This window comes from Arthrobacter senegalensis, from assembly GCF_059091765.1.
On sequence record NZ_JBNHGZ010000002.1, the window covers coordinates 986,923 to 1,008,946 of the forward strand.

At 67.6% G+C, this 22,024-nt stretch carries 20 protein-coding genes; 8 read left to right on the forward strand and 12 right to left on the reverse strand.

Annotated elements, in window-relative coordinates:
- Nucleotides 1-56: 56 nt before the first annotated feature.
- The 3 genes from AC5RVG_RS10015 to AC5RVG_RS10025 all read left to right on the forward strand — a co-directional run bounded on the left by AC5RVG_RS10015 (nucleotide 57) and on the right by AC5RVG_RS10025 (nucleotide 4,760).
- A complete protein-coding gene (locus AC5RVG_RS10015) occupies nucleotides 57-1,244 on the forward strand; it encodes an IniB N-terminal domain-containing protein (protein ID WP_494013730.1) in 1,188 nt (395 codons plus the stop codon).
- Nucleotides 1,245-1,356: 112 nt separating this feature from the next.
- Nucleotides 1,357-3,186 carry a dynamin family protein gene (locus AC5RVG_RS10020; RefSeq protein ID WP_494013731.1) on the forward strand — a complete coding sequence of 610 codons (1,830 nt, stop codon included), beginning with the start codon at nucleotides 1,357-1,359 and terminating at the stop codon, nucleotides 3,184-3,186.
- Nucleotides 3,183-4,760, forward strand: a complete 1,578-nt coding sequence (locus AC5RVG_RS10025) for a dynamin family protein (RefSeq protein WP_494000855.1) — start codon at nucleotides 3,183-3,185, stop codon at nucleotides 4,758-4,760. Before AC5RVG_RS10020 ends, AC5RVG_RS10025 begins: the two co-directional genes overlap by 4 nt.
- Here the strand turns inward: AC5RVG_RS10025 and AC5RVG_RS10030 are convergent.
- From AC5RVG_RS10030 to AC5RVG_RS10050, 5 genes are all read right to left on the reverse strand, one after another.
- A complete protein-coding gene (locus tag AC5RVG_RS10030) occupies nucleotides 4,665-5,234 on the reverse strand; it encodes a hypothetical protein (RefSeq protein ID WP_494013732.1) in 570 nt (189 codons plus the stop codon). The two genes, AC5RVG_RS10025 and AC5RVG_RS10030, sit on opposite strands and share 96 nt — an antisense overlap.
- Nucleotides 5,235-5,414: 180 nt before the next feature.
- Nucleotides 5,415-7,280, reverse strand: a complete 1,866-nt coding sequence (locus AC5RVG_RS10035; protein ID WP_494013733.1) for an APC family permease — start codon at nucleotides 7,278-7,280, stop codon at nucleotides 5,415-5,417.
- A 315-nt stretch (nucleotides 7,281-7,595) separates the two neighbouring features.
- Nucleotides 7,596-8,345, reverse strand: a complete 750-nt coding sequence (locus AC5RVG_RS10040) for a ZIP family metal transporter (RefSeq protein ID WP_494013734.1) — start codon at nucleotides 8,343-8,345, stop codon at nucleotides 7,596-7,598.
- Between the two features lie 131 nt (nucleotides 8,346-8,476).
- Complete coding sequence (locus tag AC5RVG_RS10045; RefSeq protein ID WP_494001311.1) at nucleotides 8,477-9,112, reverse strand: uracil-DNA glycosylase family protein; 636 nt, start codon at nucleotides 9,110-9,112, stop codon at nucleotides 8,477-8,479.
- A gap of 212 nt (nucleotides 9,113-9,324) precedes the next feature.
- Entirely contained in the window at nucleotides 9,325-10,896 is a 1,572-nt protein-coding gene (locus AC5RVG_RS10050; protein ID WP_494013735.1) for a molybdopterin-dependent oxidoreductase, read from the reverse strand.
- A gap of 258 nt (nucleotides 10,897-11,154) precedes the next feature.
- Between AC5RVG_RS10050 and AC5RVG_RS10055 the strand changes: the two genes are divergently transcribed.
- A complete protein-coding gene (locus tag AC5RVG_RS10055; protein ID WP_494000850.1) occupies nucleotides 11,155-11,697 on the forward strand; it encodes a YceI family protein in 543 nt (180 codons plus the stop codon).
- Between the two features lie 183 nt (nucleotides 11,698-11,880).
- Nucleotides 11,881-12,828 (forward strand): D-2-hydroxyacid dehydrogenase family protein, encoded by a 948-nt coding sequence (locus tag AC5RVG_RS10060; protein ID WP_494013736.1) that lies wholly within the window; start codon nucleotides 11,881-11,883, stop codon nucleotides 12,826-12,828.
- 67 nt (nucleotides 12,829-12,895) lie between these two features.
- Here the strand turns inward: AC5RVG_RS10060 and AC5RVG_RS10065 are convergent, their stop codons facing one another.
- On the reverse strand, nucleotides 12,896-14,107 hold the full coding sequence (locus AC5RVG_RS10065; RefSeq protein WP_494013737.1) for an ROK family protein: 1,212 nt from the start codon (nucleotides 14,105-14,107) through the stop codon (nucleotides 12,896-12,898).
- Nucleotides 14,108-14,189: 82 nt separating this feature from the next.
- Between AC5RVG_RS10065 and gap the strand changes: the two genes are divergently transcribed.
- Nucleotides 14,190-15,209 carry a type I glyceraldehyde-3-phosphate dehydrogenase gene (gene gap, locus AC5RVG_RS10070; RefSeq protein ID WP_494013738.1) on the forward strand — a complete coding sequence of 340 codons (1,020 nt, stop codon included), beginning with the start codon at nucleotides 14,190-14,192 and terminating at the stop codon, nucleotides 15,207-15,209.
- A gap of 172 nt (nucleotides 15,210-15,381) precedes the next feature.
- Here the strand turns inward: gap and AC5RVG_RS10075 are convergent, their stop codons facing one another.
- From AC5RVG_RS10075 to hpaH, 5 genes are all read right to left on the reverse strand, one after another.
- Nucleotides 15,382-16,134, reverse strand: coding sequence for an ArsR/SmtB family transcription factor (locus AC5RVG_RS10075; protein WP_494000846.1), 753 nt, complete (start codon nucleotides 16,132-16,134; stop codon nucleotides 15,382-15,384).
- Nucleotides 16,135-16,180: 46 nt separating this feature from the next.
- Complete coding sequence (locus AC5RVG_RS10080) at nucleotides 16,181-17,248, reverse strand: alcohol dehydrogenase catalytic domain-containing protein (protein WP_494013739.1); 1,068 nt, start codon at nucleotides 17,246-17,248, stop codon at nucleotides 16,181-16,183.
- A gap of 79 nt (nucleotides 17,249-17,327) precedes the next feature.
- On the reverse strand, nucleotides 17,328-17,540 hold the full coding sequence (locus tag AC5RVG_RS10085; protein ID WP_494013740.1) for a hypervirulence associated TUDOR domain-containing protein: 213 nt from the start codon (nucleotides 17,538-17,540) through the stop codon (nucleotides 17,328-17,330).
- Nucleotides 17,541-17,671: 131 nt separating this feature from the next.
- Nucleotides 17,672-18,490, reverse strand: coding sequence for an HpcH/HpaI aldolase family protein (locus tag AC5RVG_RS10090; protein WP_494013741.1), 819 nt, complete (start codon nucleotides 18,488-18,490; stop codon nucleotides 17,672-17,674).
- Entirely contained in the window at nucleotides 18,475-19,260 is a 786-nt protein-coding gene (gene hpaH, locus AC5RVG_RS10095) for a 2-oxo-hept-4-ene-1,7-dioate hydratase (RefSeq protein WP_494013742.1), read from the reverse strand. The genes AC5RVG_RS10090 and hpaH overlap by 16 nt, the downstream gene beginning before the upstream one ends.
- Nucleotides 19,261-19,501: 241 nt before the next feature.
- Here hpaH and AC5RVG_RS10100 point away from each other — a divergent pair, with 241 nt between their 5' ends.
- A complete protein-coding gene (locus AC5RVG_RS10100) occupies nucleotides 19,502-20,116 on the forward strand; it encodes a flavodoxin family protein (protein ID WP_494013743.1) in 615 nt (204 codons plus the stop codon).
- 27 nt (nucleotides 20,117-20,143) lie between these two features.
- Complete coding sequence (locus AC5RVG_RS10105; RefSeq protein ID WP_494013744.1) at nucleotides 20,144-21,472, forward strand: MFS transporter; 1,329 nt, start codon at nucleotides 20,144-20,146, stop codon at nucleotides 21,470-21,472.
- Nucleotides 21,473-21,555: 83 nt separating this feature from the next.
- On the opposite strand, the gene AC5RVG_RS10110 is transcribed toward AC5RVG_RS10105, so the two are convergent.
- Nucleotides 21,556-22,020 carry an RrF2 family transcriptional regulator gene (locus AC5RVG_RS10110; RefSeq protein ID WP_494013745.1) on the reverse strand — a complete coding sequence of 155 codons (465 nt, stop codon included), beginning with the start codon at nucleotides 22,018-22,020 and terminating at the stop codon, nucleotides 21,556-21,558.
- Nucleotides 22,021-22,024 lie beyond the last annotated feature (4 nt).

Here is a 22,024-nt window from a genome sequence, read left to right on the forward strand (position 1 = left end):
GCCACCATCCATAATTTTGGCCAGATCCAGTAGGAATAAGAATGGGGATTCACATAATGCCTACGCTCGCAAGCTCTCTTCTCGAATTCATCATGAATCTGCTCCGTGATCCGCGCGCAGCCGCAGAATTCCAGGCAGACCCGGAGGCCGCCCTCGCCGAGGCCGGCCTGGGCGACGTGTGCTCCGATGATGTGGACGCCATCATGCCGGTCATCCTCGACTACGCTCCCGTGGATGCCAGCTCGTCCTTCGACCGCGAGTACAACACCGGCGGCAACCACTCCGGCGGCGACACCGGCGACTGGTCCAGCGACAACTCCGGCAACAATGGCGGTGGCTGGGGCGGCGGCGGCCACGGTGGCGGGGGCCACGGCGGAGGCGGCCACGGGGGTGGCGGCCATGACGACGATGACCACGGTCACGGCGGCGGCAGGGGCAACGACCATGATGACCACGCCCACGCTGTGCAGCAACTGACGCACATCGTAAACAACTACTCGTACACCTCTACGATCGACGATCGGGACACCATCACGGACCAGTCCGTCAACCAAAACATCTGGGCCGACGGCGACGTGAATCAGTGGTTCGACAACGACGCCGTGATCGCCTCGGGCGACGACTCTGTTGCGGCTGGCGGGGACGCCACCGTGGATAACTCGACGGATAACTCCAACGACTACTCGAAGGATTACTCGACCGACAACTCCACCACCGTGACAACCGGTGACATTGAGGGCGATGTGACCGTCGGGGATACCGACATCTCCGTCGAGGACTCCTTCAACGTCGAGGATTCCTACAATGAGGATTCCTACAACGAGGACTCTTACAACGAGGACTCCTACAACACGGATGTCGACCTGGACGTCGAGGTGGAAGACTCCTTCAACGACAACTCCGACCATTCGAAGGATTACTCGACCGACAACTCCACCAACGTGGAGATCGAGGACTCGTACAACGGCAATACCACCGAGATCGAGGTCGAGGACTCGTTCAACGAGGACAATTCCACCACCGATATCAACGTGGAGGATTCCTTCAACGAGGTCGAGGTCGAGGATTCGTTCAACGAGGTCGAGGTCGAGGATTCGTTCAACGACAGCTCCACGAACACGGACGTGCAGGTGGACGACATCAACGCCGAGTTCACCGACAACTCCGTCAACGACTCCGTCATCGTCGCGGACAACGAAGTGGACATCGAAGACAGCGTTGTTGCCGAAGAGGTCGACTTCTAACCGACCCGATAACTGAATCACGACAGATCAGCTGTCCAGCAGGAGGCCGGGGGACCTCCTGCTGGACAGTGTCACGGTCCGGCCGCGGGGCCGGAAGTCAAAAGGGGATACGGTGGTCGAGCTCGTCAAGCTGGTGGATCAGGGCCAGGAATTGGCCAAGAAGGGTGAGCGCGCAGACTTGCAGCGGCGCCTGGAACAGACCCGCAAGCGATTGCAGGATCCGGCCACCCGGGTGATCGTCGTCGGTGAATTCAAGCAGGGCAAAAGCCAGCTCATTAACGCCCTGGTAAATGCGCCGGTTTGTCCCATCGACGACGACGTCGCCACCTCGGTGCCGACGGTGGTAAAGCACGGGGAGCCTGCCTCAGCCGTGATCCTGGTTCCGAAGGAACGCACCGACTCCGGCGACGGGGACGTTGAACTGGAGCGTCTCCCGGTCGCCTTGGACGAGCTCGCCGAGCACGTCTCGGAACGGGGGAATCCGGGCAACGAGCGCCGGCTGGCAGCAGCGGAAGTTTCCCTGCCCCGGAAGGTCCTGCACGGCGGACTCGCCCTGGTGGACTCGCCGGGGGTCGGGGGATTGGACTCGGCCCATACCCTCACCACGCTGACAGCACTGCCGACGGCGGACGCCGTGCTGTTGGTCTCGGACGCATCCCAGGAGTTCACCGAACCGGAGATCCGGTTCCTGCGGCAGGCGCAACGGATTTGCCCCAATGTGGCCGGCGTCCTGTCCAAGACGGATTTGTACCCGCAATGGCGCCGCGTGGCCGAACTGGACAGGGGCCATTTGAAGCGGATCGGGGCAGACGTGCCGCTGATTCCGGTCTCCTCGGAACTTCGCCTCCGGGCGGCCGAAATGCGTGACAGCGAACTGAACGCCGAATCGGGATTTCCGGAGCTGGTGGCCTACCTCCGGCAAAAGATCCTGGGCCAGACCGAGCGGCTCCAGCGGCGGTCCGTGGCGCAGGACCTGATTTCCGCCATGGACCATCTGCGGCTGTCGCTGAAGTCCGAACTGAGCGCGCTGGAGAATCCGGACGGCACCCCGGAGATGCTGGCCGAGCTGGAAACGGCCAAGGAACGCGCCGACGAGCTCCGCCGTCGTTCTTCCCGCTGGCAGGTCACGCTCAATGACGGCATGAGCGATCTCATCGCCGATATGGAATACGACTTGCGAGACCGGCTGCGCAGCATTTTGCGGGACGCCGAGCAGTCCATTGATGCCGGGGATCCCGGTCCGCAGTGGGAACAGTTTGTGCACTGGCTGGAACAGCGTGTGGCCGCGGCCGTGTCCGACACCTTCGTGTGGACGAACGAACGGTCGTTGTGGCTGGCGGAAAAGGTCGCCGAGCACTTCAACCAGGACGACGTGACCCTGCCGTTGCTGCAGGTCGATTCCACGGAGAACGTGCTCGACCCGGTCGAGGAAATCCCGGATCTGGATGCAGGACGCCTTGGAACGGTCCAGAAAATACTGATCGGCATGCGGGGTTCGTACGGCGGTGTGTTGATGTTCGGCCTCCTCACCGGGATCGCGGGCATGGCGCTGATCAACCCGATCTCGGTCGGCGCCGGCCTGCTGCTGGGAGGCAAGGCCTACCGTGAAGACAAGGAAGCCCGGTTGAAGCGCCGCCAATCGGAGGCCAAGGCCCTGGTCCGGAAACAAGTCGATGAGGTCGTGTTCCAGGTGGGCAAGCAGCTCAAGGACCGGCTCAGGATCGTCCAGCGGGCCACCCGCGACCACTTCACCGAACTGGCCGAAGAGCACCATCGCTCGCTGGCGGATTCGGTACTGGCGGCACAGAAGGCGGCAAGCCGGTTCCACCAGGAACGCGACCTGCGGATCAAGGAGCTTAAGGCGTCCCTCGCACTCGTGGAGTCGCTGCGCAAGCAGGCGTTGGCGCTGGACGCTGCACGGCAAGTGGCTGGACAGGCATGAATACCGCGGCAGCCGGAGCGGATGTCGAAGCGGCGCGCGGGCTGGTCCAGGAAGCGATTGCAGCCTACCGCGACGAACCGGCCGTGCGTCAGGTGCTGGAGGAGTATGCCCGCCGCCTCGACGAGCCGCTGCGGATCGCCATTGCGGGCATGGTCAAAGCGGGCAAGTCAACCCTGCTCAACGCCATTATCGGCGAAGAGATTGCCCCGACCGACACGGGAGAGTGCACCCGGGTGGTCACCTGGTACCGCTTCGGCGACACTCCGCGGATTACCCTGCACCCGCGTTCTGGAGCGCCCCGGGACCTGCCGACCAAGCGCACCGACGGCCGGTTGGTGTTCGAGCTCGGCGGGGTCCAGGCAGAGGACGTCGACAGGCTCGTGGTGGACTGGCCGTCCCGAACCCTGCGGGACGTGACGTTGATCGACACGCCGGGCATTGCCTCGCTCTCCCGGGACGTGTCGGCCCGCTCCACCGATTTCCTGACGCCGGCCGACGCGCCCTCGGAGGCCGACGCGATCATCTACCTGCTGCGGCACCTGCACGCGTCCGACCTGGGTTTCTTGGAGTCCTTCCGTGATACCGCGGCCGGCCAGAGCGGTACCGTCAACGCACTGGCGGTATTGTCCCGTGCGGACGAGGTTGGGTCCGGCCGGATCGACGCCATGCTCTCCGCCCGGGACATCGCTGCGCGGTACCGCCGTGACGGGGCGTTGCGTTCACTGGCCCTCGGGGTAGTGCCGATCGCCGGCCTGCTGGCCCAGTCGGCGCGCAGCCTGCGGCAGGCGGAATACGCCGTCCTCGCCGAGCTCGCTTCCTTGGACAGGCGGGAACGGGAGCTGCTCCTGCTGTCCGCCGACCGCTTCGTCCGTCCGGGAGGCCCGCTGTCCGCCACGCCGGAAGCGCGGGCCAAGTTGCTGGACAGGTTCGGGCTCTTCGGGCTCCGGCTGGCAGCCGCGCTGCTCCGTGGAGGCATCTCGGAGCCGACCGCGCTGGCCCACGAACTGGCCCGCCGCAGCGGGCTGGACGAATTGCTGGCCGTGATGACCGGGCAGTTCCAAGCCCGGGCCGGACAGTTGAAAGCCCGGACGGCCCTGGTCGGCGTCGAAAAGCTGCTGAACGATCACCCCCGCCCGGGCGCCGCGGGAGTCGCGGCCGGCTTGGAACGGCTGCTCGCCAGCGCCCACGCCTTCCGTGAACTGCGTCTGCTGGCGGCCGCCCGCACCACCGGGCTGCCGCTGGAGCCGGAGTTGGCCGCCGAAGCTGAACGGATGATCGGCGGCGAAGGCGTCTCGGCGCCCGAACGCCTGGGGCTTCCGCGTGACGCCCCGGGCGAGGTCCTGCGGGAGCACGCCGTGGCGTGCCTGAGACGTTGGCACGCCGTGGCCGGCGACCCGCTGCGCGGCCGTGCCGTCGCCGAGGTCTGCCAGACCGTCATTCGCAGCTGCGAGGAACTGTTGGCCGGAATGCAGCCTGCTTCAGGCAGGCGGCCTGCCTCGCCGCCCCTGGTGCTCGGCACGGAACCATTGGTTGGCCCCGCTCAGGACGCTGGCGATTACCGCCGCGCCGGCTAGCACCAGCTGCAGAACCAGCATGATCCTGATGCCCAATTCCTGATCGCCGGGAGCGGCCAGGAATTCGTCGGCCAGCAGGGTCACCGCCCCGTGGACGAACAGCATGGCGAGCAGCACGAAGCGCACTTTGCCATGCCGGCGCATAAGGGCCCGCAGCAGCACGGCCTCGATCAGCATGACGAGCGCCAGCACGCCCAGGGTTCCCCAGAAAACCACCACCGCGAGCGCTTCCACGGTCTCCTCGTCGGCGCCCTGCTCCAAACCGTCGATGAGCCCGCGCAGGTGCTTGAGGATCTCCTCCTGCGCGAAATACGCGAAGATCCCCGCAATCAGTCCCGAAACAAAACTGAGGATCCACAAGGCGCGAACCCTCTTGACAGCAGGCGGCGGCACCAAAGTCCCGATGATCGGAGGCGGCGTGAGATCGGACATCTGCGGACGCGGTGGCGCGGGACGTTCCGGTTCGCCGGACATTCCCCCGGTTCCCTGAGCTCCAGGCGCCCCCATCCCTGGTTCCTGAGACATGGAGATAATCTAGCCGCCACCCAAAGCGACCGCAATGCTCGTGCCCGGGCGTGACCGCCCTCCGGCCGCCGTGCCCACGACGACGGCGGCGTGCGGCATCTCAGCGGTCAGGGCGGGCTTCCGCCGCCGCTATCCGCCCACATGGATCCCGGGCCGGTGGGCAGGGTCAGGCTCATTCTGCCTGATGATTTCGCGCACTACGGGAGCCGTGTCTCCCTCTCCCAGGAGCAGATAGCGGAAGAGGTGGCCGAGCGGATTGCCTTCAGACCATTCGAAATAGGCATGGGGGCGAACACCCGTTGCGTCCCGCACGGCCAGGAGGATGGCGGCAATAGCGTTCGGGGCCGCGGGGCTTTCCGCACGAAGCACCCGGTACCCGCCGACGTCGATGCCGCGGACGCGAAGCACCTTGGCGAAGGCCGAAGGGTCCACGATGTCGATTTCGAGGAACAGGACGTCCGCCGTCCCCGGGACCGGATTCATGTGCCGCTGCGCGTCTTCCTTGGCACTGTAATCGTCGTGGTTGCCGGGCCGGCGCTTGGCGATGATGTTCAGCGAGCCGTCGTTGTCCAAGGAATCGCTGATGAACCGCCGGGCAGTCTGGTCGAATTCGATACGTTCGGCGCGGAGTTCTATGGTGCGGGCGACGCGGGAGACGAGCGAGACGCCGACCATGCCGACGATGAACAGCCCGCAGATGCCGATGCCCTCGGGTTTTTCCAGGACGTTGGCCAGCAGTGCGTAGAGCAGCACCAAACTGAGGGCGCCGTACCCGGCAGCGGTGCGGCGTTTGTGGCGGCGTGCAGTCGTGACGGCGACAGCGACGGCCGCCGACACCATCATGGCCAGGATGCCTGTGGCGTAGGCTCCGGCCTGGGCGTTGACATCCGCCCCGAAACCCACGGTGAGCAGGATGCTGACCCCGGTGTAAACCAGGACGACGGGCCGGATCGCACTGGTCCATTCGGGGGCCATTCCGAAGCGCGGCAGGTAACGCGGGACGATGTTGATCAGCCCGGCCATCGCCGAGGCTCCGGCGAACCACAGGATCAAGACCGTTGCCGCGTCATAGATCGTGCCGAACCCCTCGCCGAGCAGTGCGTGCGCAAGATAGGAGAGGGCCCGGCCATCCGCGGGGCCGCCTGCGGCGTAGGCCTCGGGCGGGATGAGGACGGCCGTCACGAAGCTGCTGCCCATCAGGAATCCGCTCATAACAGCCGCAGCACACGTCAGCATCTTCCGGGTATTGCGGACCCGTGAGGCGAGGCGTTGTGCGGGAGTGTGCCCCTCGGACGCCACGAGCGGCATCATGCTCACGCCGGTCTCGAATCCAGACAGGCCCAGGATCAGCAGAGGAAATGCCAGTAGCAGGGACAAGGTTAGGTTGCCGGGGCCGGGGCTGGCAACGGCCATGGCCTGCGCCCAGTCGCTGATGCGGCCGGGGTCCTGCGCGATGAGCGACAGGCCGGCCATGATGACGGCCGCATTCAGGATCACAAACGCGGTCACCAGGGGCACGGCAATGGCTACAGCCTCGCCGAATCCGATCAGGAAGATGCCCCCGAGGACCAACAGCAGCACGACGGTGACTGGAACCGGGTGGCCCTGCAGGAAGCCGGGAGAGTAGGGATTCTCGAGCAAATGCACCGTTGCGTCGGCGGCCGAGAGTGTGATGGTGATGATCCACGATGTGGCAACGAAACCGAGCAGGACGAGGATAACAACTTTCCCCTTCCAAAACGGCAGGAGCCGGTCGAGCATGGCCACCGAGCCTTCCCCGTGCGGGCTCTCCGCCGCTACGCGCCGGTAGAGCGGGAGCATTCCCAGCAAGGTGAGCCCCACAATGAGCAGCGTTGCCAGCGGCGACAGCGGTCCCGCAGCGATCAGGGCAATTCCGGGCAGGTAGGAGAGCGTGGAGAAGTAGTCAACGCCGGTCAGGCACACGACCTTCCACCAGGGATGGGGCGTCCCGCGCGCTGCGCTTTCGCGGCCCACCGGCGGAACTTTGTCCATCAACAGCCAGCGGCTAAGCGCGCGGCGAAGCGGCGGCGGGGGAGCCGGCCTCGGGACAACAGCCGGGACCGTATGTTCGAGCGACCAGCGCACCGATTTTCTCCTGTCGCCCCGGCCGGGCGGGCCCCGTTGCCCGGGGCCCTGTCGCAGGGCGCTCCCACAGTATAGATCCGTCATTGACGGGGAACGAGAAAATTTTGTGGATTCCGCATCCGGTTCCCCGCAATGGCGAACCTGCTGATTCTCACCGTGATTGGTCCTGGTTGCAGCGTGGCCGGGATGGCCGCAGGGGCCGGGTTACAGCGCATCGAGGCCCAGGGCCGTGACGAACCCGAGCGCTGCCGTGAGGCCGGTGAGGATGTGATGCTCTTCGAAGGCCTCGGGGATCATGGTGTCGGCGACCATGGCCAGGATGGCGCCCGCCGCCAGCGCGTTGATGAACGCCACGAGCTCTTCCGGTGCGTCTTGCAGCGCAAGGTAGCCGACCAGTGCGCTGGCTCCGGAGAGCACGGCGATGGTGCCCCACACGCCAAAAACATAGCCCGCACCCCGCCCGGCCTTCTTCATGCCGGCGCTGCTGGAGAGCCCTTCGGGGATGTTGGAAATGAACACGGCTCCCAACATTGCGGGGCTGACTGTTCCCCCGGCGACGAGGCCGAGGCCCAGCACGAGGGATTCAGGGATACCGTCCAGCAGGGCGCCGGCGGCGATCGCCAGGCCGCTGCCCGGGGTATCTCCTTCGGCGGGCTGCTGATTGCCGGACCGTTTGCGGTGCCTGGCCCCTTTTGTGGCCAGCAGGGCGTTCGTTGCCACGAAGAGACAGGCGCCGACGAGGAAACCTCCGATGGTCGCGCCGATCCCGCCGGTCGTTACCGCTTCGTCGACCAGTTCGAAGGCGAGCGCCGAAATAAGGACGCCGGCGCCGAAGGCCATGACCGTCGAGACAACCTTGACGGGAATGTCCCATTTCCAAGCGACGGCACAGCCGAGCACCAGCGCGGCACCGCCCATCGCCCCTACGGAAAACGCGGTCATCCACAACGGCATGGCTGTTCCTCCCGTCCAGGCTCAGGCTAGCCGCGGGAAGGCGCAGCCGCCATGGCGGGAGAGGGATTGTTCAGCCGGATGGGCGGGATGGACGGCCGGGCGCCCGCGGTCCGGCGAGCCGGGTCGCAGTGCTACTTGGCGGGCCGGCCCAATCCGGTGCGCGCCATGGCGTCGGCATAGGCTTCGTGCATCGCGTCCAGCCATTCCTGCTGGCGGGCCGGCGAACCCGCGAAGGCCCGGCCGCTGAGCGCCCGAACCTTGTAGGTCTTGAAGCCGCGCCGCCAGAGCAGCGGGTTCTCGGTCTTCAGCAGCAAGCCGGCCAGCCGCTGGGCTTCGGTTCCGTGTGCCACGAGCACCGAGGCCCGCGGCACCAGCGTCAGCATCTTCAGCAGCGGCTTGAGGCCGGCGTTGATCTGGTCGGGGGTGAGCTTGCCGTTGGCCTCGCCCGGGGTGAACCACGGATGCACGTTCCACGGCATCACGTATTGGGGCCGCAGGCCGAGCTGCCACTGCAGCCCGAGCATCCGCGTCGTTGCCTCCTGGTCTCCCGGCCAGATGAAACCCGTGTCCGAGGCGTGCCCGATGTTCGAGTAGAGCGAGACGATCCGGCATTCATCGGCGTCGTGGATCGGATCCACGTAAGGGACCTCGGTACCCGGCTTCAGGTCCCGCAGTTCGTCGCAGAGACGGTTAATGTCGGCGACGCCAGAGTCGTACCTGCGGTCCATGAGGTCCTTGTGCTGATCGGATACTGCCGGGCTGGTCATCGGGGTGCGGGTCTCCTGGAGGGAAGGGAAGGTGAACGGTAGGAAATCGGTGCGCCGGGGAACGACGGCGGTGCCGCCGTGGGAACGGGCAGCCGCCTGCGGCGACGGGAGGCGGCTATTGAGCATAGCAACCGAAGCTGGGCGCCTCCTGCAGACCGGCGGCGGAATCCCGGGCATCGGGCGCGGGTCCTGTGACGAAGATGACCCGGCGGTTAAGCAACGGTGAAATCAACGCTGTGCCAGCCGGTGGCGCCATCCGGAGCAGGCGGTGCCGCCGCCTCGGTCTGGAGCGTTCCGTCGGCCTCCCAGGCGCGCACCCGGAGCCGGTGCGGCCCGGCCGGAACCTCGTCCTGCACCGAGTACCACTGGCGCCAGGTGTCCACGGAAGCCTCCGCCGCCAGTTGGGCGTCCACCCAGTCGCCGTCGTCCAACTGCACCTGGACCTTTGACAGGCTCCGGTGCTGGGCCCAGGCCGTTCCCCCGAAGGCCAGCGTCCCGGCCGGCAGGCGGGCTCCGGGCCGCGGCACCTCGATTCTCGAGGCCGTCTTGATCGGACCGCGGTCCGACCAGCCGCGGGTGGTCCAGTAGGCGGCCTTGTCCGCAAACCGCGTGAGCTCCAGGTCGACCACCCACTTGGTCGCGGACACGTATCCGTACAACCCCGGCACCACCATCCGCACGGGGAAACCGTGCTGCAGTGGCAGGGGCTCCCCGTTCATCCCGACCGCGAGCAGCGCGTCCCTCCCGTCGGTGAGCACTTCCAAGGGGGTCGAAGCAGTGAAGCCGTCGACGCTGGTGGACAGGACCATGTCCGCCTCCGGCAGGGGGCGCGCACGCGCCAGCAAGTCGCGCAGCGGATACCCCAGCCAGCGGGCGTTGCCGGCCAGGTTCCCGCCCACCTGATTCGAAACGCACGTCAGCGTGGTGTAGCTCTCCACAAGGTCGGCCTCCAGCAACTCCTCGAAGTTAATGCTGAACTCTTCCTCAACCAGTCCGTGAACGCGCAGCTGCCATTGCCCCGGATCTACCGACGGGACGATGAGCGCAGTGTCGATGCGATAGAACTCCTCGTTGGGGGTTACGAAGGGAACCACCCCGTCCACCGGTGCCTGCACATCCTCCGGCAATGGCCCGGCAGGCCGCGCGGGGACCGGCAGCCCCAATGCCTGGCGCACCTGCCGTGCGCTGTTCCGCGCCGCCGAAACTGCGCCGGCCGCGATCCCCATGACGACGGCGACACCCGCCATCGCCGCAGCGTTCGCCAGGAAGCGGCGGCGGTCCGGAACCTCCGGCATGACGGCCGCGTCGCCCACGGACAAGGGCGCGGGCCGGGGCAGGAGCCTGATCAGCCGGCGCAGGCAGAGCAGGCCAGCCGCGGTTCCCAGCGCCGTCGGAATGGCATCGGCCGGCACAGCCCCGGCGCGGGTGAGCACGCAGGCCGCCATGCCCGCCGCGAGCATCACCACCACCAGCGCGCCGGCGGTCCAGCGCCGGGCTGCGAGCAGGCCGGCCGCGGCGGCGATCAGCACCGCAACGATCGCCATCGCAATGAACAGCACGAGTTTGTCCGCCGTCCCGAAAGTCGAAATGGCGAATTCGGTCAGCCAGGTCGGGGAGAGTTCCACGACGGCGGCGCCCACCGAGCCGAAGGGGGAGGCGGCCGGGCCGAAAAAAGCTGCCGCCAGTTCAGCCGTGCCAAAGAGCGCGGCCGCGGACGCGACGCCCGCCAGCAGGGCCGGCGACCACCCGGTCAGCGTGGCCTTCGTGGCTGGCGGTGCTGCCATGCCGTGTCCTTCGCTCGATGACGGGGCCGGATGTCTCCGAACGGGTGGCATCGTGCCCTGCTCCGATCATCTACCCGAAGCAGGGCGCAGGACAACCACCGTGGGTGTTGGCAGGGCGGCCTCCCGCGGCGGGCGAAGCAATGTTGCCTGCCGTTCACCGGCCATTAGTTGACTCTTCAACTATCAGCTGCTACGGTAGATGCATAAGCATGAAGTTCACCCGGGCTTCACATCCTAACTTCAACCAGGAGGCACTAAATGGCCGTACAGCTCACCCCCGGAACCTGGAATCTCGACCAGTCCCACACCGAGGTCGGCTTCTCCGTCCGCCACGCCGGCATCAGCAAGGTGCGCGGCCAATTCACCGACGCCGACGCCACCCTCGTGGTCGGCGACAGCCTGGCCACTTCCTCCGTCGAAGCCGTCGTGAAGACCGCCTCGTTCGACTCCAACGATGACAACCGCGACGCCCACGTCAAGGGCGAAGACTTCTTCAACGTGGAGCAGTACCCGGAGATGACCTTCAAGGCCACCAGCGTCGAAGGCACTCCCGAAGAGTTCCGGCTGGCCGGCGAGCTGACCATCAAGGACACCACCAAGCCGGTGGTCTTCGATGTCGAATTCGGCGGCATGGCGGTTGACCCGTTCGGCGCCACCCGCGCCGGCTTCTCTGCCACCACGCAGATCTCCCGCAAGGAATTCGGCATCACCTGGAACGCCGCCCTGGAAGCCGGCGGCGTGCTGGTGGGCGACAAGGTCACCATCACGGTTGACTCGGCCTTCGTGCTGCCGGCCAACTAACCCACGCGACACCCAAAGGCAGGGCCCGGATCCGCTCCGGGCCCTGCCTGCTGCGTTAACGCCCTGGGCGTAACTGCGCTGATCCGGAGCTTGCCCGGCTGCGCAGCTTAAAGCACCCGGCACCGCGCCCGCCAAGCCGGGGCTCCCCGGCTCTCCCGGGCCCCGGGCGGATACGCTGGCATCGTGAAGATCGCCATCCTCGATGACTACCAGGACGTGGCACTGGGCTGCGCCCCGTGGGAGCAACTGCCGGCGGGCATCGCCGTCGAACGCTTCACGGACCATTGTGACGACGTCGGCGCTCTCGCCGAGCGCTTGGAAGGGTCGCAGGTGGTGGTCACCATGCGCGAGCGGACGCCCATCACCGCCGAGCTGATGGACCTGCTGCCCGGCCTGAAGCTGGTGACCACTACCGGCATGCACAACGCCTCGATCGACCTGGACGCCGCGCGCGCCCGCGGGGTGACCGTGTGCGGAACGCAGAAAACGACGCAGGCTCCGGCCGAGCTGGCCTGGGCGCTGGTGATGGCTGTGGCCCGGGAGATCCCACAGAACGACAGGGACGTGCGGGCCGGGATCTGGCAGGCCCGGATGGGGCTCGACCTGGCCGGGTCCACCCTCGGGCTGCTGGGCCTGGGCAGGCTGGGGCAGCTGATGGCCCGCTACGCGCAGGCGTTCGGGATGGACGTGCTGGCGTGGAGCCCGCACCTGACCCGGGAGCGCGCGGCCGGCCACGGGGCGGAGTGGGTGTCCAAGCAGGACCTGTTCCGGCGCTCGGACATCGTCAGCGTCCACCTGAGGCTGGCGGAGTCCACCCGCGGGATTGTCGGCGCCGCCGAGCTGGACCTCCTCGGTTCCGGCGGCCGGCTGGTCAACACCTCGCGCGGACCGCTGGTGGACGAGGACGCCTTGGTGGCTGCGCTGGCGGGACGGCGGATCGCCGGCGCCGCGCTCGACGTCTACGATGTGGAGCCGCTGCGGCAGGACAGCCCGCTGCGCGGCGTGCCTAACCTGATCCTCAGCCCGCACGTCGGCTTCGTCACCGAGGAGGCCCACAGGCTGGGGTACACGCAGATGCTCGAGGACATCCTGGCCTACCTCGACGGGGCTCCCATAAACGTCCTCACCTGACCGGCGGCGGCACGCGGGAGGCCGTCGTTTCCGCCGGGCGTCCGGTGGGTCCCCGACGGGATCGCGCCTAGCTCGCCGCCATGCCGGCCGGGACAAGTTCCATGGCGTGCTCCTCCACGTAATCCAGGGCCAGCCGCACGGCTCCGGTGGCCACAATCGCGTCGCCGAACCCGGAGACCGCCACCCGCGGCGGCGTCGCGGTGAGCTTGGGGAGTTCCCGGTTGATGGTGGGCAGCAGGGCAGACGCCGAGGCGGCCACCGCACCGCCGATCACCACGAGCTCCGGGTTGAGGAAGGTGCCCAGTATCGCGACCACGCGGGCCATCCGTTGGCCGATGCGCTCCAGGATTTCCTGCGCCACCGCGTCTCCCCGGGCCGCGGCCTCGAAGACGAAACGGGCCGACACGCGCGTGGTGCCCCGCCCCACCAGTTCGCGGATCAAGGTGGGCCTGCCGGAGGCCAAAGCCTCGTTGCCCCAGTAGCGGGCCAGCCGCGCGATGCCGTCCTGGCTGCCCACCCCGTCCACCAGTTCCAGGGTGCCCACTTCGCCGGCGCCGCCGTTGCAGCCGTGCAGCAGCCGGCCCGATTCGATCAGGCCGGTGCCCAGCCGCTCGCCGGCCAGCATGACGGCCAAGTCGTCGACGCCCTTGCCGGCGCCGCTCCAGCGCTCCGCCAGGGCCGCCAGGTTCGCGTCGTTCTCCAGCAGCACCGGCCAGCCGTAGCGGGCAAAGACCTCGGTCTGCAGGCCAATGTCGAAGTGCTCGGAAAGTTCATGTCCGGGTGCCACGTTGCCGTGGCGATCGACGACGGTGGACACCCCGATGGCCGTCGCCAGCACCGATTCCGGCGGCAGTCCGGCCTCGGCCAGGGCGGCGGCTACTGCCCGCTTAATCGTGGAGCGGCGCGAGTCCGCCGGAGCCGGCGGCTTCTCGAACCGCTCTGAGATGCGGGCCAGCACCAGGCCGTTCAGGTCCGCCACCAGCACGGTGGCGGTGGCCATGCCGACGTCCAGTCCCAGCACGCAGCCCGCCCCGGGGTTGAACTGGAACCGCCGGGCCGGCCTGCCCTTCGCCGTGCCGAGCACGCGTTCGCCGGCCACCTCGCGGGCCCAGCCCCGGGACACCAGGTCGTCGCAGACCGCGATGACCGTGGCACGCGTCAGCCCGGTCGCCTCGATCAGGTCGCTCCCGGTCACTGCGCCGTTCTCGCGCATCACCGACAGGACGGCTTTCAGGTTGGTCAGCCGCAGGACCTGCGGAGTGGTGGCGGTGGTGCTCACATCGATCCCCTTGACCTCGTCCGGCAGTATCAGGATAATAATAATGGAACATAAATTTAGAGGCTAAATAAAAGGAGTTCCCATGGCAGTACGGATTGGCATCAACGGTTTCGGGCGCATTGGCCGCAACTACTTCCGGGCGGCCATGGCGCAGGGCAAGATCGGTGCAGACCTCGAGATCGTGGCGATCAATGACCTCGGCTCGCCGGAAACCCTGGCGCACCTGCTCAAGTACGACTCCGTGGTCGGCCGGCTGGGCGCGGACGTCAAGGTCGCCGACGGCGACCTGGTGGTTGACGGACGGACCATCAAGGTGCTGGCCGAGCGCGACCCCGGAAACCTCCCTTGGCGCGAGCTCGGCGTAGACATCGTGATCGAGTCCACCGGGCGCTTCACCAGCTCCACGGATGCCGAAAAGCATTTGGTCGCCGGCGCCCGCAAGGTCCTCATTTCCGCTCCCGCGAAGGGCGATGTGCTCAGCGTTGTAATGGGCGTCAACGACGGCGAGTACGACGACGGTGCCCACCACCTCGTCTCCAACGCCTCCTGCACCACCAACTGCCTGGCCCCGCTGGCGAAGGTGCTGCACGAGAACTTCGGGATCGAGCAGGGCCTAATGACCACCATCCACGCCTACACCGCGGATCAGAATCTGCAGGACGGGCCGCACCGCGACCTGCGCCGGGCCCGGGCCGCCGCGATCAACATGGTTCCCACCTCGACCGGGGCAGCGAAGGCGATCGGGCAGGTGCTGCCCGAGCTCAAGGGCCGGCTGGACGGCTTCGCCATCCGCGTGCCGGTGCCCACCGGTTCCGCCACGGACCTCACCGTCACGGTCGGCCGCGAGGTAACGGTGAAGGAAGTCAACGACGCGTTCAAGGCGGCAGCCGCGGATCCCCGCCTGGCCGGCATCCTGACCTACACCGAGGACCCCATCGTCTCCTCGGATATTGTCACCGACCCGGCCTCGGCCATCTTCGACTCCGGCCTCACCAAGGTCATGGGCAACCAGGTCAAGGTCGTGGGCTGGTACGACAACGAATGGGGCTACTCCAACCGCCTGGTGGACCTGACCTCGCTGGTGGCGTCCAAGCTCTCCTGATTCCGCTCCGATCCCGCTCCCGGACACTGACTCCGGACTGACTATTCAGCAGGCGCCCTTTCCAGTCGTGAAAAGGGCGCCTGCTGATTCTTTGATGGGACTAGGGGGTGAGAGCGCCGGCCAGCCAGAACTTCCGGGGCGCTCTGATGTCCGAAGTGCTCTCTAGCCGGTATCAGGTGTACATCAGCGAGCCGGGTGTGGTGAGTTTCTCGCCGGTCTCCAGCCACGTCTTGAGGCCGGACAGGACCATCGGCCAGCCGCCGTACACCTGCTCGTTGGCCCCCTCGCGCAGCTGATCGTGCGTCACGGTGAGGCGGCAGGAGTCCTCCACCTGTTCGATCTCCCACGTCACCCGGGACGTGCCTTCGGCCGCGACGTCCTCGCCCCACAGTGCGCGCATCGTCTGGACCAGCCGGCGCGGCGGATCGACTTCCAGGTTCTCGCCTTCGCTCAGCGGCGCATCGGCCCGCGGGTTGGTCACCGCGTACCCGGACCCTGGCGTCCAGTCCGTCTCGATCCGGTTGCCGAACTGGTACTTGCTTCTGGTCTCGCTGTCCGTGATGGCTTCCCAGAGCTGTTCCGGGGTGGTGCGGATATAGATCTCGAAGATTTTCTCCATGGGACTTTCCAATCGGGATTTGAGGTCGCTGAGGGCAGCGGCCCATGGTTGTGCATACTTGCTCACCCAGCGGTCGTGGATGAGCCGGATGGGCACCGGATTTAGGAAGTGCAGTTTCTCCCGGCCGCGGCGGCGGGTCACCACCAGGCCGGCCTCTTCCAGTTGCTTCAGGTGCTTCATGACGCCGAAGCGCGTGATGCCGAACCGCGCTTCGAGTGCGGTGAGGGTCTGCCCGTCCTCGCGGAACAGTTCGTCCAGCAGCCCGCGCCGGGTGGGATCCGCCAGGGCCTTGAACACGGCATCCATGCGCCCATAATAGGTGACTGTTTAGTCACATGTCGAGAGGGTCCGCTCAGGCATCGGGGATGAGGACCGCTTTGACCAGCGGCCGCCCGGCGGCGTCGGTGCCGGCTCCGGCTGTCAGCCGTAGCGCTTCGACGGCCCGGCCCATGGGGTAGGTCGTGATGAGGCGCTCGCCCAAATCCGGACTGGTGGCAAGGAACGCCAGGGCCTGCTCGAAATCCGGCCGGGTGGAGATGAAGCTGTTCCGGACCGCAAGGTTCTTGCTGGTCCGGACCACGGGCGCCGGGGCGGTCCCGGTGGCGTACATCGCCACCATGACCAGGCGGCCCAAGGGCCGCAGTTCCTGAACGGCACGTGCCAGGTTGATACCAGCACCGGTCGCTTCAACCCACACATCGTAGGTGTTGGGTTGCTGCTCGGTGGTGCTGCGCAAGCCAAGGCCCTGGGCCAACTCAACCCGAGCCGCGTGGCCGGGACCTTCGCGGCCGATCATCGTCACCTCGGCGCCGGCGCGCTGCGCCATCAGGCCGGCGAGCAGGCCGATGCTGCGGGTGGTCGAGACTGCCACGCGCTCGCCGGGCTGGATGCGGGCGACAGTAGAGACCGCGCGCCAGGCGATGGACGCGGGCTCTGCTAGAACTGCCGTGGCGTCCGGAACCGACTCCGGCACCGGCACCAGATTGCGCCACGGAACGAGAGCCCGTGAAGTGGCTTGGCCATGCTGGGTCAGCCCCAGACCGGAGCGCTCGGCGCAAAGATGCGGCTGGTCCGCCCGGCACGCCTCGCAGCGGCCGCAGCCCACGGTGGAAATGGGCACTACCCGGGTGCCCGGCGCGAGCCATTCGGGAACCAGCAGCCCGGTGCGGACCACCGTGCCGACCGACTCATGCCCGAGCACCATGCCCAGCGGAACCGGCGCTGCTGCCGCGTCGGCGCGGTAGACAATTACGTCCGAGCCGCACAGCCCGCAGAGGCTGACCCGCAGTTCCACCTCGTCCGCTGTCGGCGCCCGCAGCGGGTGGTCGATCAGCCCGACGCCCCCGTGCGTGTGGGAAATCCGCGCCAGCGCCCGAACGGTTGGTTGCCGGCCGGAAAGATTGCTGGAGACAGTTGCCACGTCTTGTTTCCTTGAACTTCGGTGGAGCCTCAAACGGCCGTGCAGTTTCAGGCCTAAGAGCCTTTGGCGGCGTCGCCGGTTAGTCCGTTCTGCGCAGCGCCGAGCCCTTGTGGACAGCCAAGTGGTCCGTCTTGTCGCTCTGGACTTCGTACTGTGGCTCATCCTCGGAGCAGCGCCTCGTGCGGCCCCGGAATTCAAAGTCCTTGGTGTGGACCTTGGTGACTCTGCCGTGGATTTCGCCGGCCTCTGAATTCCAGCGCACTCTATCCCCAACCTTGAATGAAGCAGCCATGCTCAAGTCTTAGCATTTTTAGCCGAAGGACGCTTCCCCAACCAGCAGTTGCTGCACCTCGCCGCGTAGGACGGCGGCGCTTTAGGTGGGCTGCGAAACCCGCCCAAGCACCGCCGTCGTTCTGCGGAGGATCAGTAGCTGGCCGGGGTGCCGGCCGTGCCGTCCCCGTCGGAGGGGATGTACTTGGCCGCGAGGGTCTCGGAGCCGCGGGCCAGCAGCGCCACGTCCGCCCCGACGCCGACGAAATCGGCGCCCCACTCCATGTAGCGGCGGGCGGAGGCTTCGGCGAAGGCGTTGACCCCCACGAACTTGCCGGCCGCCTTGGCGGCCTTCAGCGCCTTCTCCACGCCGGCGACCACGTCCGCGTGCTCCTGCTGGCCAATCACGCCCATCGAGGCGGCCAGGTCGGACGGGCCGATGAACACGCCGTCCACGCCGTCCACCGCGGCAATCTCCGCAGCGTTCTCCACGGCCTCGGCGGACTCGATCTGGACAATGACCGTGAGCGTCTCCTCCGCGCGGGTGAGATAGTCCGGGATGCGGTTCCAGCGGGCCGAGCGGGCCAGCGCGGAACCGACGCCGCGCACGCCGGCCGGCGGGTAGCGGGTGGCCGCGACGGCGGCGCGGGCCTGTTCGGCCGTGTGCACCATCGGAATGATCAGTGACTGCGCGCCCAGGTCCAGGTACTGCTTGATCAGCACGGTGTCGTTGACGGGCGGGCGAACCACGGGAATGCCGGGGTAGCCGCGCACGGCCTGCAACTGCGCCAGCACAGACTCCAGCCCGTTGGGGGAGTGTTCGGCGTCGATGAAGATCCAGTCGAAGCCGGCCCCGGCGCAGAGTTCGGCCACCAGGGGCGAGCCGGAGCAGACCCAGATGCCGGCCAGCGGCCGGTCGGCGGTGGACAGGGCGTCCTTGAAGGACGGATCGGGCTCTACTCGAAACGGCACGTGATGGTTCCCAACTGCCCGTAGTCGGCGAAGACGGTGTCCCCCTTGTGTACCCACATGGGGCGGGTGAACGAGCCGGCGAGGATGGTTTCACCGGCCTTGAGGTGGTCGCCGTGCGGGGCAATCTTGTTGGCCAGCCAGTAGACGCCGGCGGCCGGATGGTTGAGCACGCCGGCGGCGACGCCGGTCTCCTCCACGGTCTGGTTCTTGTACAGGATGGCGGAGATCCAGCGCAGGTCCACGTCCTGCGGGCGGACCGGGTTGCCGCCGATGACCATGGCGCCCATGGCGGCGTTGTCGGAGATGGTGTCAACGATGGTGCGGCCCTCCATCTCGATCCGCGAGTCCAGGATCTCGAGCGCGGGAACCACGTACTCGGTGGCGTTCAAAACGTCGAAAATGGTGGCGTTGGGGCCCTTGACGTCGCGGTTGAGCACGAAGGCCAGTTCCACTTCGATGCGTGGGTGGGTGTACTGGTCCCACTTCACCGTGCAGCCGTTCTCCAGGATCATGTCATCGAAGATAATCCCGTAGTCCGGCTCGCTGATGCCGGTGGCGTACTGCATGGCCTTGGACGTCAGGCCGATCTTCCGGCCCGCCAGCGTACGGCCGGCGGCCTCGCTGCGCTCGCGCCACAGGTTCTGCACCTTGTAGGAGTCCTCAATGGTCATCTCCGGGTAGCGGGCGGTCAGCCGTTTCACCGGCGTCCGTGTCCGGCCGGCCTCCACCAGCTCGTCGGCGATGGACTCGATCGTTGACGGGTCAAGCATCCTTGGCACCACTTCCTAGTTCTTCGCAGGCCGCAGCCGCCCGGGGCGGGCGTTCGGCAGTCCGCGGCGCCGCACGGGAAGGGCGCCAGCACCATCTTACGGCGGCGCCTGTCACCGCCCGGAAGTTGGTTACAGGGGGAGCGGACGGTGGCGGCCCGGAACGGGTTTTGGAAGATCGTCGACGGCCGGTGGTGCGGCCGGCGGCCTGTCCATTAACTGCCCGAAGCCGCAGAATGGCGCTATGGAGGATACAAAACTTAACGCACTGGCACTGGTCTGCACCCTGACACCGTCGCCTAAGCCGTCGAGCAGCGAACTGCTGGCCCGGCAGGTGCTCACGCAATTATCGGGACACGGCGTCACGTGTGACCTCTTGCGGGTTGTGGACCACGACGTCAAACCCGGCGTGCAGACCGACATGGGCAACGGCGACGCCTGGCCATCCATCCGCGCCAAAGTCCTGGCCGCCGACATCCTGGTGCTGGCGACACCGATTTGGCTGGGCCACGCCGCGAGCCAGGCGCAACTCGTGCTCGAACGCCTGGACGCGGAGCTGTCCGAAACCGACGAGCAGGGCCGGCCCAGCATGTTCAACAAGGTCGCGCTGGTGGCCGTCGTCGGCAATGAGGACGGCGCCCATCACGTGACCGCCGAGTTGTACCAGGGCCTGGGCGATATCGGGTTCAGCCTGCCGGCGCAGGGGTCCACGTATTGGGTGGGGGAGGCGATGCACGGTACCGACTTCCAGGATTTGCCGGAAACCCCGGACGTGACCGTGGCAACGACGGCCACCGCGGCGCGCAATGCCGTTCATCTGGCCCGGCTGTTGCGCCGCAAACCGTATCCGGCCGGGTAAGGGGCGGGCCGCGGCTAGGGTAGGCGGGTGAACTACTTCCTCCGCAGGCCGTGGACCGGGCGGATCGGCGCGCTGCTGGGCATCCTGCTGATGGCGCTGAGCCTGCGCGCCGCGGTCTCCGCGGTCGGTCCGCTGCTGGGCCGGCTTGGCCCCGAACTCGGCTTCGACGCCACCAGCATCGGCGTGTTGGCGATGCTGCCGCCGCTGGTGTTCGCCGCCGCCGGCCTGGGCACCCCGGCGCTGATCCGCTGGCTCGGGCTGGAAAAGGTGCTGGTGGCCGCCGTGCTGCTGGCGGTCGCCGGCCAGTTAGGCCGCGCCGCCGTCGACGGCGTGTGGCCGTTCCTTTCCCTGAGCGCGGTGGTGATGGCGGGGTACGGAATCGGCAACGTCGTGCTGCCGCCGCTGGTCCGGAAATACTTCCCGGACCGGGTGGGCGTGGTGACCGCGGGCTATGTGACCCTGCTGGCGGTTAGCACCGCGATGAGCCCGCAGCTGGCGGTCCCGGTGGCGGACGCCGCGGGCTGGCGGACATCGATCGCGCTCTGGGCCTCGGTCAGCGCCGTGGTGCTCATCCCGTGGGCGGTGCAGGCGGCACGGGACCGCCGCAAGCGACGGATGGACGGCGCCGGCGGGCGGCCTGCCGTTCGCGCCTTCGAAGCCGCGGCGGGGCCGGTGAAGCTGAATCCGTGGCGTTCGCCGGTGGCCTGGGGCCTGGCCATCTTCCTGGCCGGCAACTCCGCGCAGACGTATGTGTACTTCGCGTGGCTGCCGCCGTACCTGACCGAACACGGCATTGACGCCGCGACGGCGGGGTCGGCGCTGGCGTACTTCGCCATCCTGGGGCTGCCTGCCAGCCTGCTGGTGCCATTGATCGTGCCGCGGCTGAGGCACCCCATCGCCGCCATCCTGGTGTTCACCGCCTGCTGGGTGGGCGGGCATCTGGGCCTGCTGCTCTCGCCGGAGAGCGGCACCTGGTGGTGGATGACCCTCTCCGGGCTGGGCCAGGGCACCTTCGCCACCGCGCTGCTGATGGTGAACCTGCGCTCGCGCACCACGCACGGCTCGGCGGTGCTGTCCGGCTTCAGCCAGGGCATCGGCTACGCCGGCGCGGGCGTCGCCCCGCTGCTGTTCGGCGTGGTGCACGAGGCCACCGGCTCCTGGACCGCTTCGTTCGCCATGCTGGGCGCCTGCATCGTGGTGATGCTGGTCGGCGCCGTCATGATCAACGGGCCCAGGAACATCGAAGACCCGCCCGTGGTCGGCGGCCGGCGCAGGAACCCGCGCTACCGCGTGGACGGCAGGGTGCCCTCGAAGGCTGCGTCGGCCGGCAATGGGGGAACAGGGCGGGCAGGCTAGAGGGCGGCCGCCTTCGCCGGGCCCGGCTCAGGCCGGGCCACTGATCGTCGCCCGCCGCGGGAAGGCAAGGCGATGAGGCATGTCTACCTGGGCTCCCACGCATCGTCGCGCGAACTGCGCCCGGTGACTTCTGCGGGCAGCTGACCGGAGGCAAGCTGGTCCAGGGTAACCGACTCCAGAACTTCGCGCAGGCTGCTGCGCGCGGCAATCCAGACCGGCTGGAGAACCGCTGCCGGGTCCTCGTATTGAACCGCTTCGGGCCGCACCCCGTGCACGCTCACCAGCGGCCCGTCGACCGCGCGGATGATGTCGGCGACGGTGATCTCCACCGCGGTGCGGGCCAGGTGCCAACCGCCGCCCTGGCCGCGGCGGCTGCGCACAATGCCGCTGCGCCGCAGGTCGGCGAGAATCGACAGCAAGTAGTTGTGCGGGATGTCCTGGGCGGCCGCTATGGCCTCGGCCGCCAGCGTCCCGGTCTGCGCTTCGGACGACCGGGCGATGACGATCAGCGCGCGCAGGGCGTAGTCGGATTTGGCGGTGATGTGCACCCGC

Excerpts from the sequence above, each read along its gene's own strand:
- AC5RVG_RS10015 (WP_494013730.1), top strand. The coding sequence starts at position 57 with ATGCCTACGCTCGCAAGCTCTCTTCTCGAATTCATCATGAATCTGCTC.
- AC5RVG_RS10025 (WP_494000855.1), top strand. The coding sequence starts at position 3,183 with ATGAATACCGCGGCAGCCGGAGCGGATGTCGAAGCGGCGCGCGGGCTG.
- AC5RVG_RS10030 (WP_494013732.1), bottom strand. The coding sequence starts at position 5,234 with ATGTCCGGCGAACCGGAACGTCCCGCGCCACCGCGTCCGCAGATGTCC.
- AC5RVG_RS10040 (WP_494013734.1), bottom strand. The coding sequence starts at position 8,345 with ATGCCGTTGTGGATGACCGCGTTTTCCGTAGGGGCGATGGGCGGTGCC.
- AC5RVG_RS10045 (WP_494001311.1), bottom strand. The coding sequence starts at position 9,112 with ATGACCAGCCCGGCAGTATCCGATCAGCACAAGGACCTCATGGACCGC.
- AC5RVG_RS10050 (WP_494013735.1), bottom strand. The coding sequence starts at position 10,896 with ATGGCAGCACCGCCAGCCACGAAGGCCACGCTGACCGGGTGGTCGCCG.
- AC5RVG_RS10055 (WP_494000850.1), top strand. The coding sequence starts at position 11,155 with ATGGCCGTACAGCTCACCCCCGGAACCTGGAATCTCGACCAGTCCCAC.
- gap (WP_494013738.1), top strand. The coding sequence starts at position 14,190 with ATGGCAGTACGGATTGGCATCAACGGTTTCGGGCGCATTGGCCGCAAC.
- AC5RVG_RS10075 (WP_494000846.1), bottom strand. The coding sequence starts at position 16,134 with ATGGATGCCGTGTTCAAGGCCCTGGCGGATCCCACCCGGCGCGGGCTG.
- AC5RVG_RS10085 (WP_494013740.1), bottom strand. The coding sequence starts at position 17,540 with ATGGCTGCTTCATTCAAGGTTGGGGATAGAGTGCGCTGGAATTCAGAG.
- hpaH (WP_494013742.1), bottom strand. The coding sequence starts at position 19,260 with ATGCTTGACCCGTCAACGATCGAGTCCATCGCCGACGAGCTGGTGGAG.
- AC5RVG_RS10100 (WP_494013743.1), top strand. The coding sequence starts at position 19,502 with ATGGAGGATACAAAACTTAACGCACTGGCACTGGTCTGCACCCTGACA.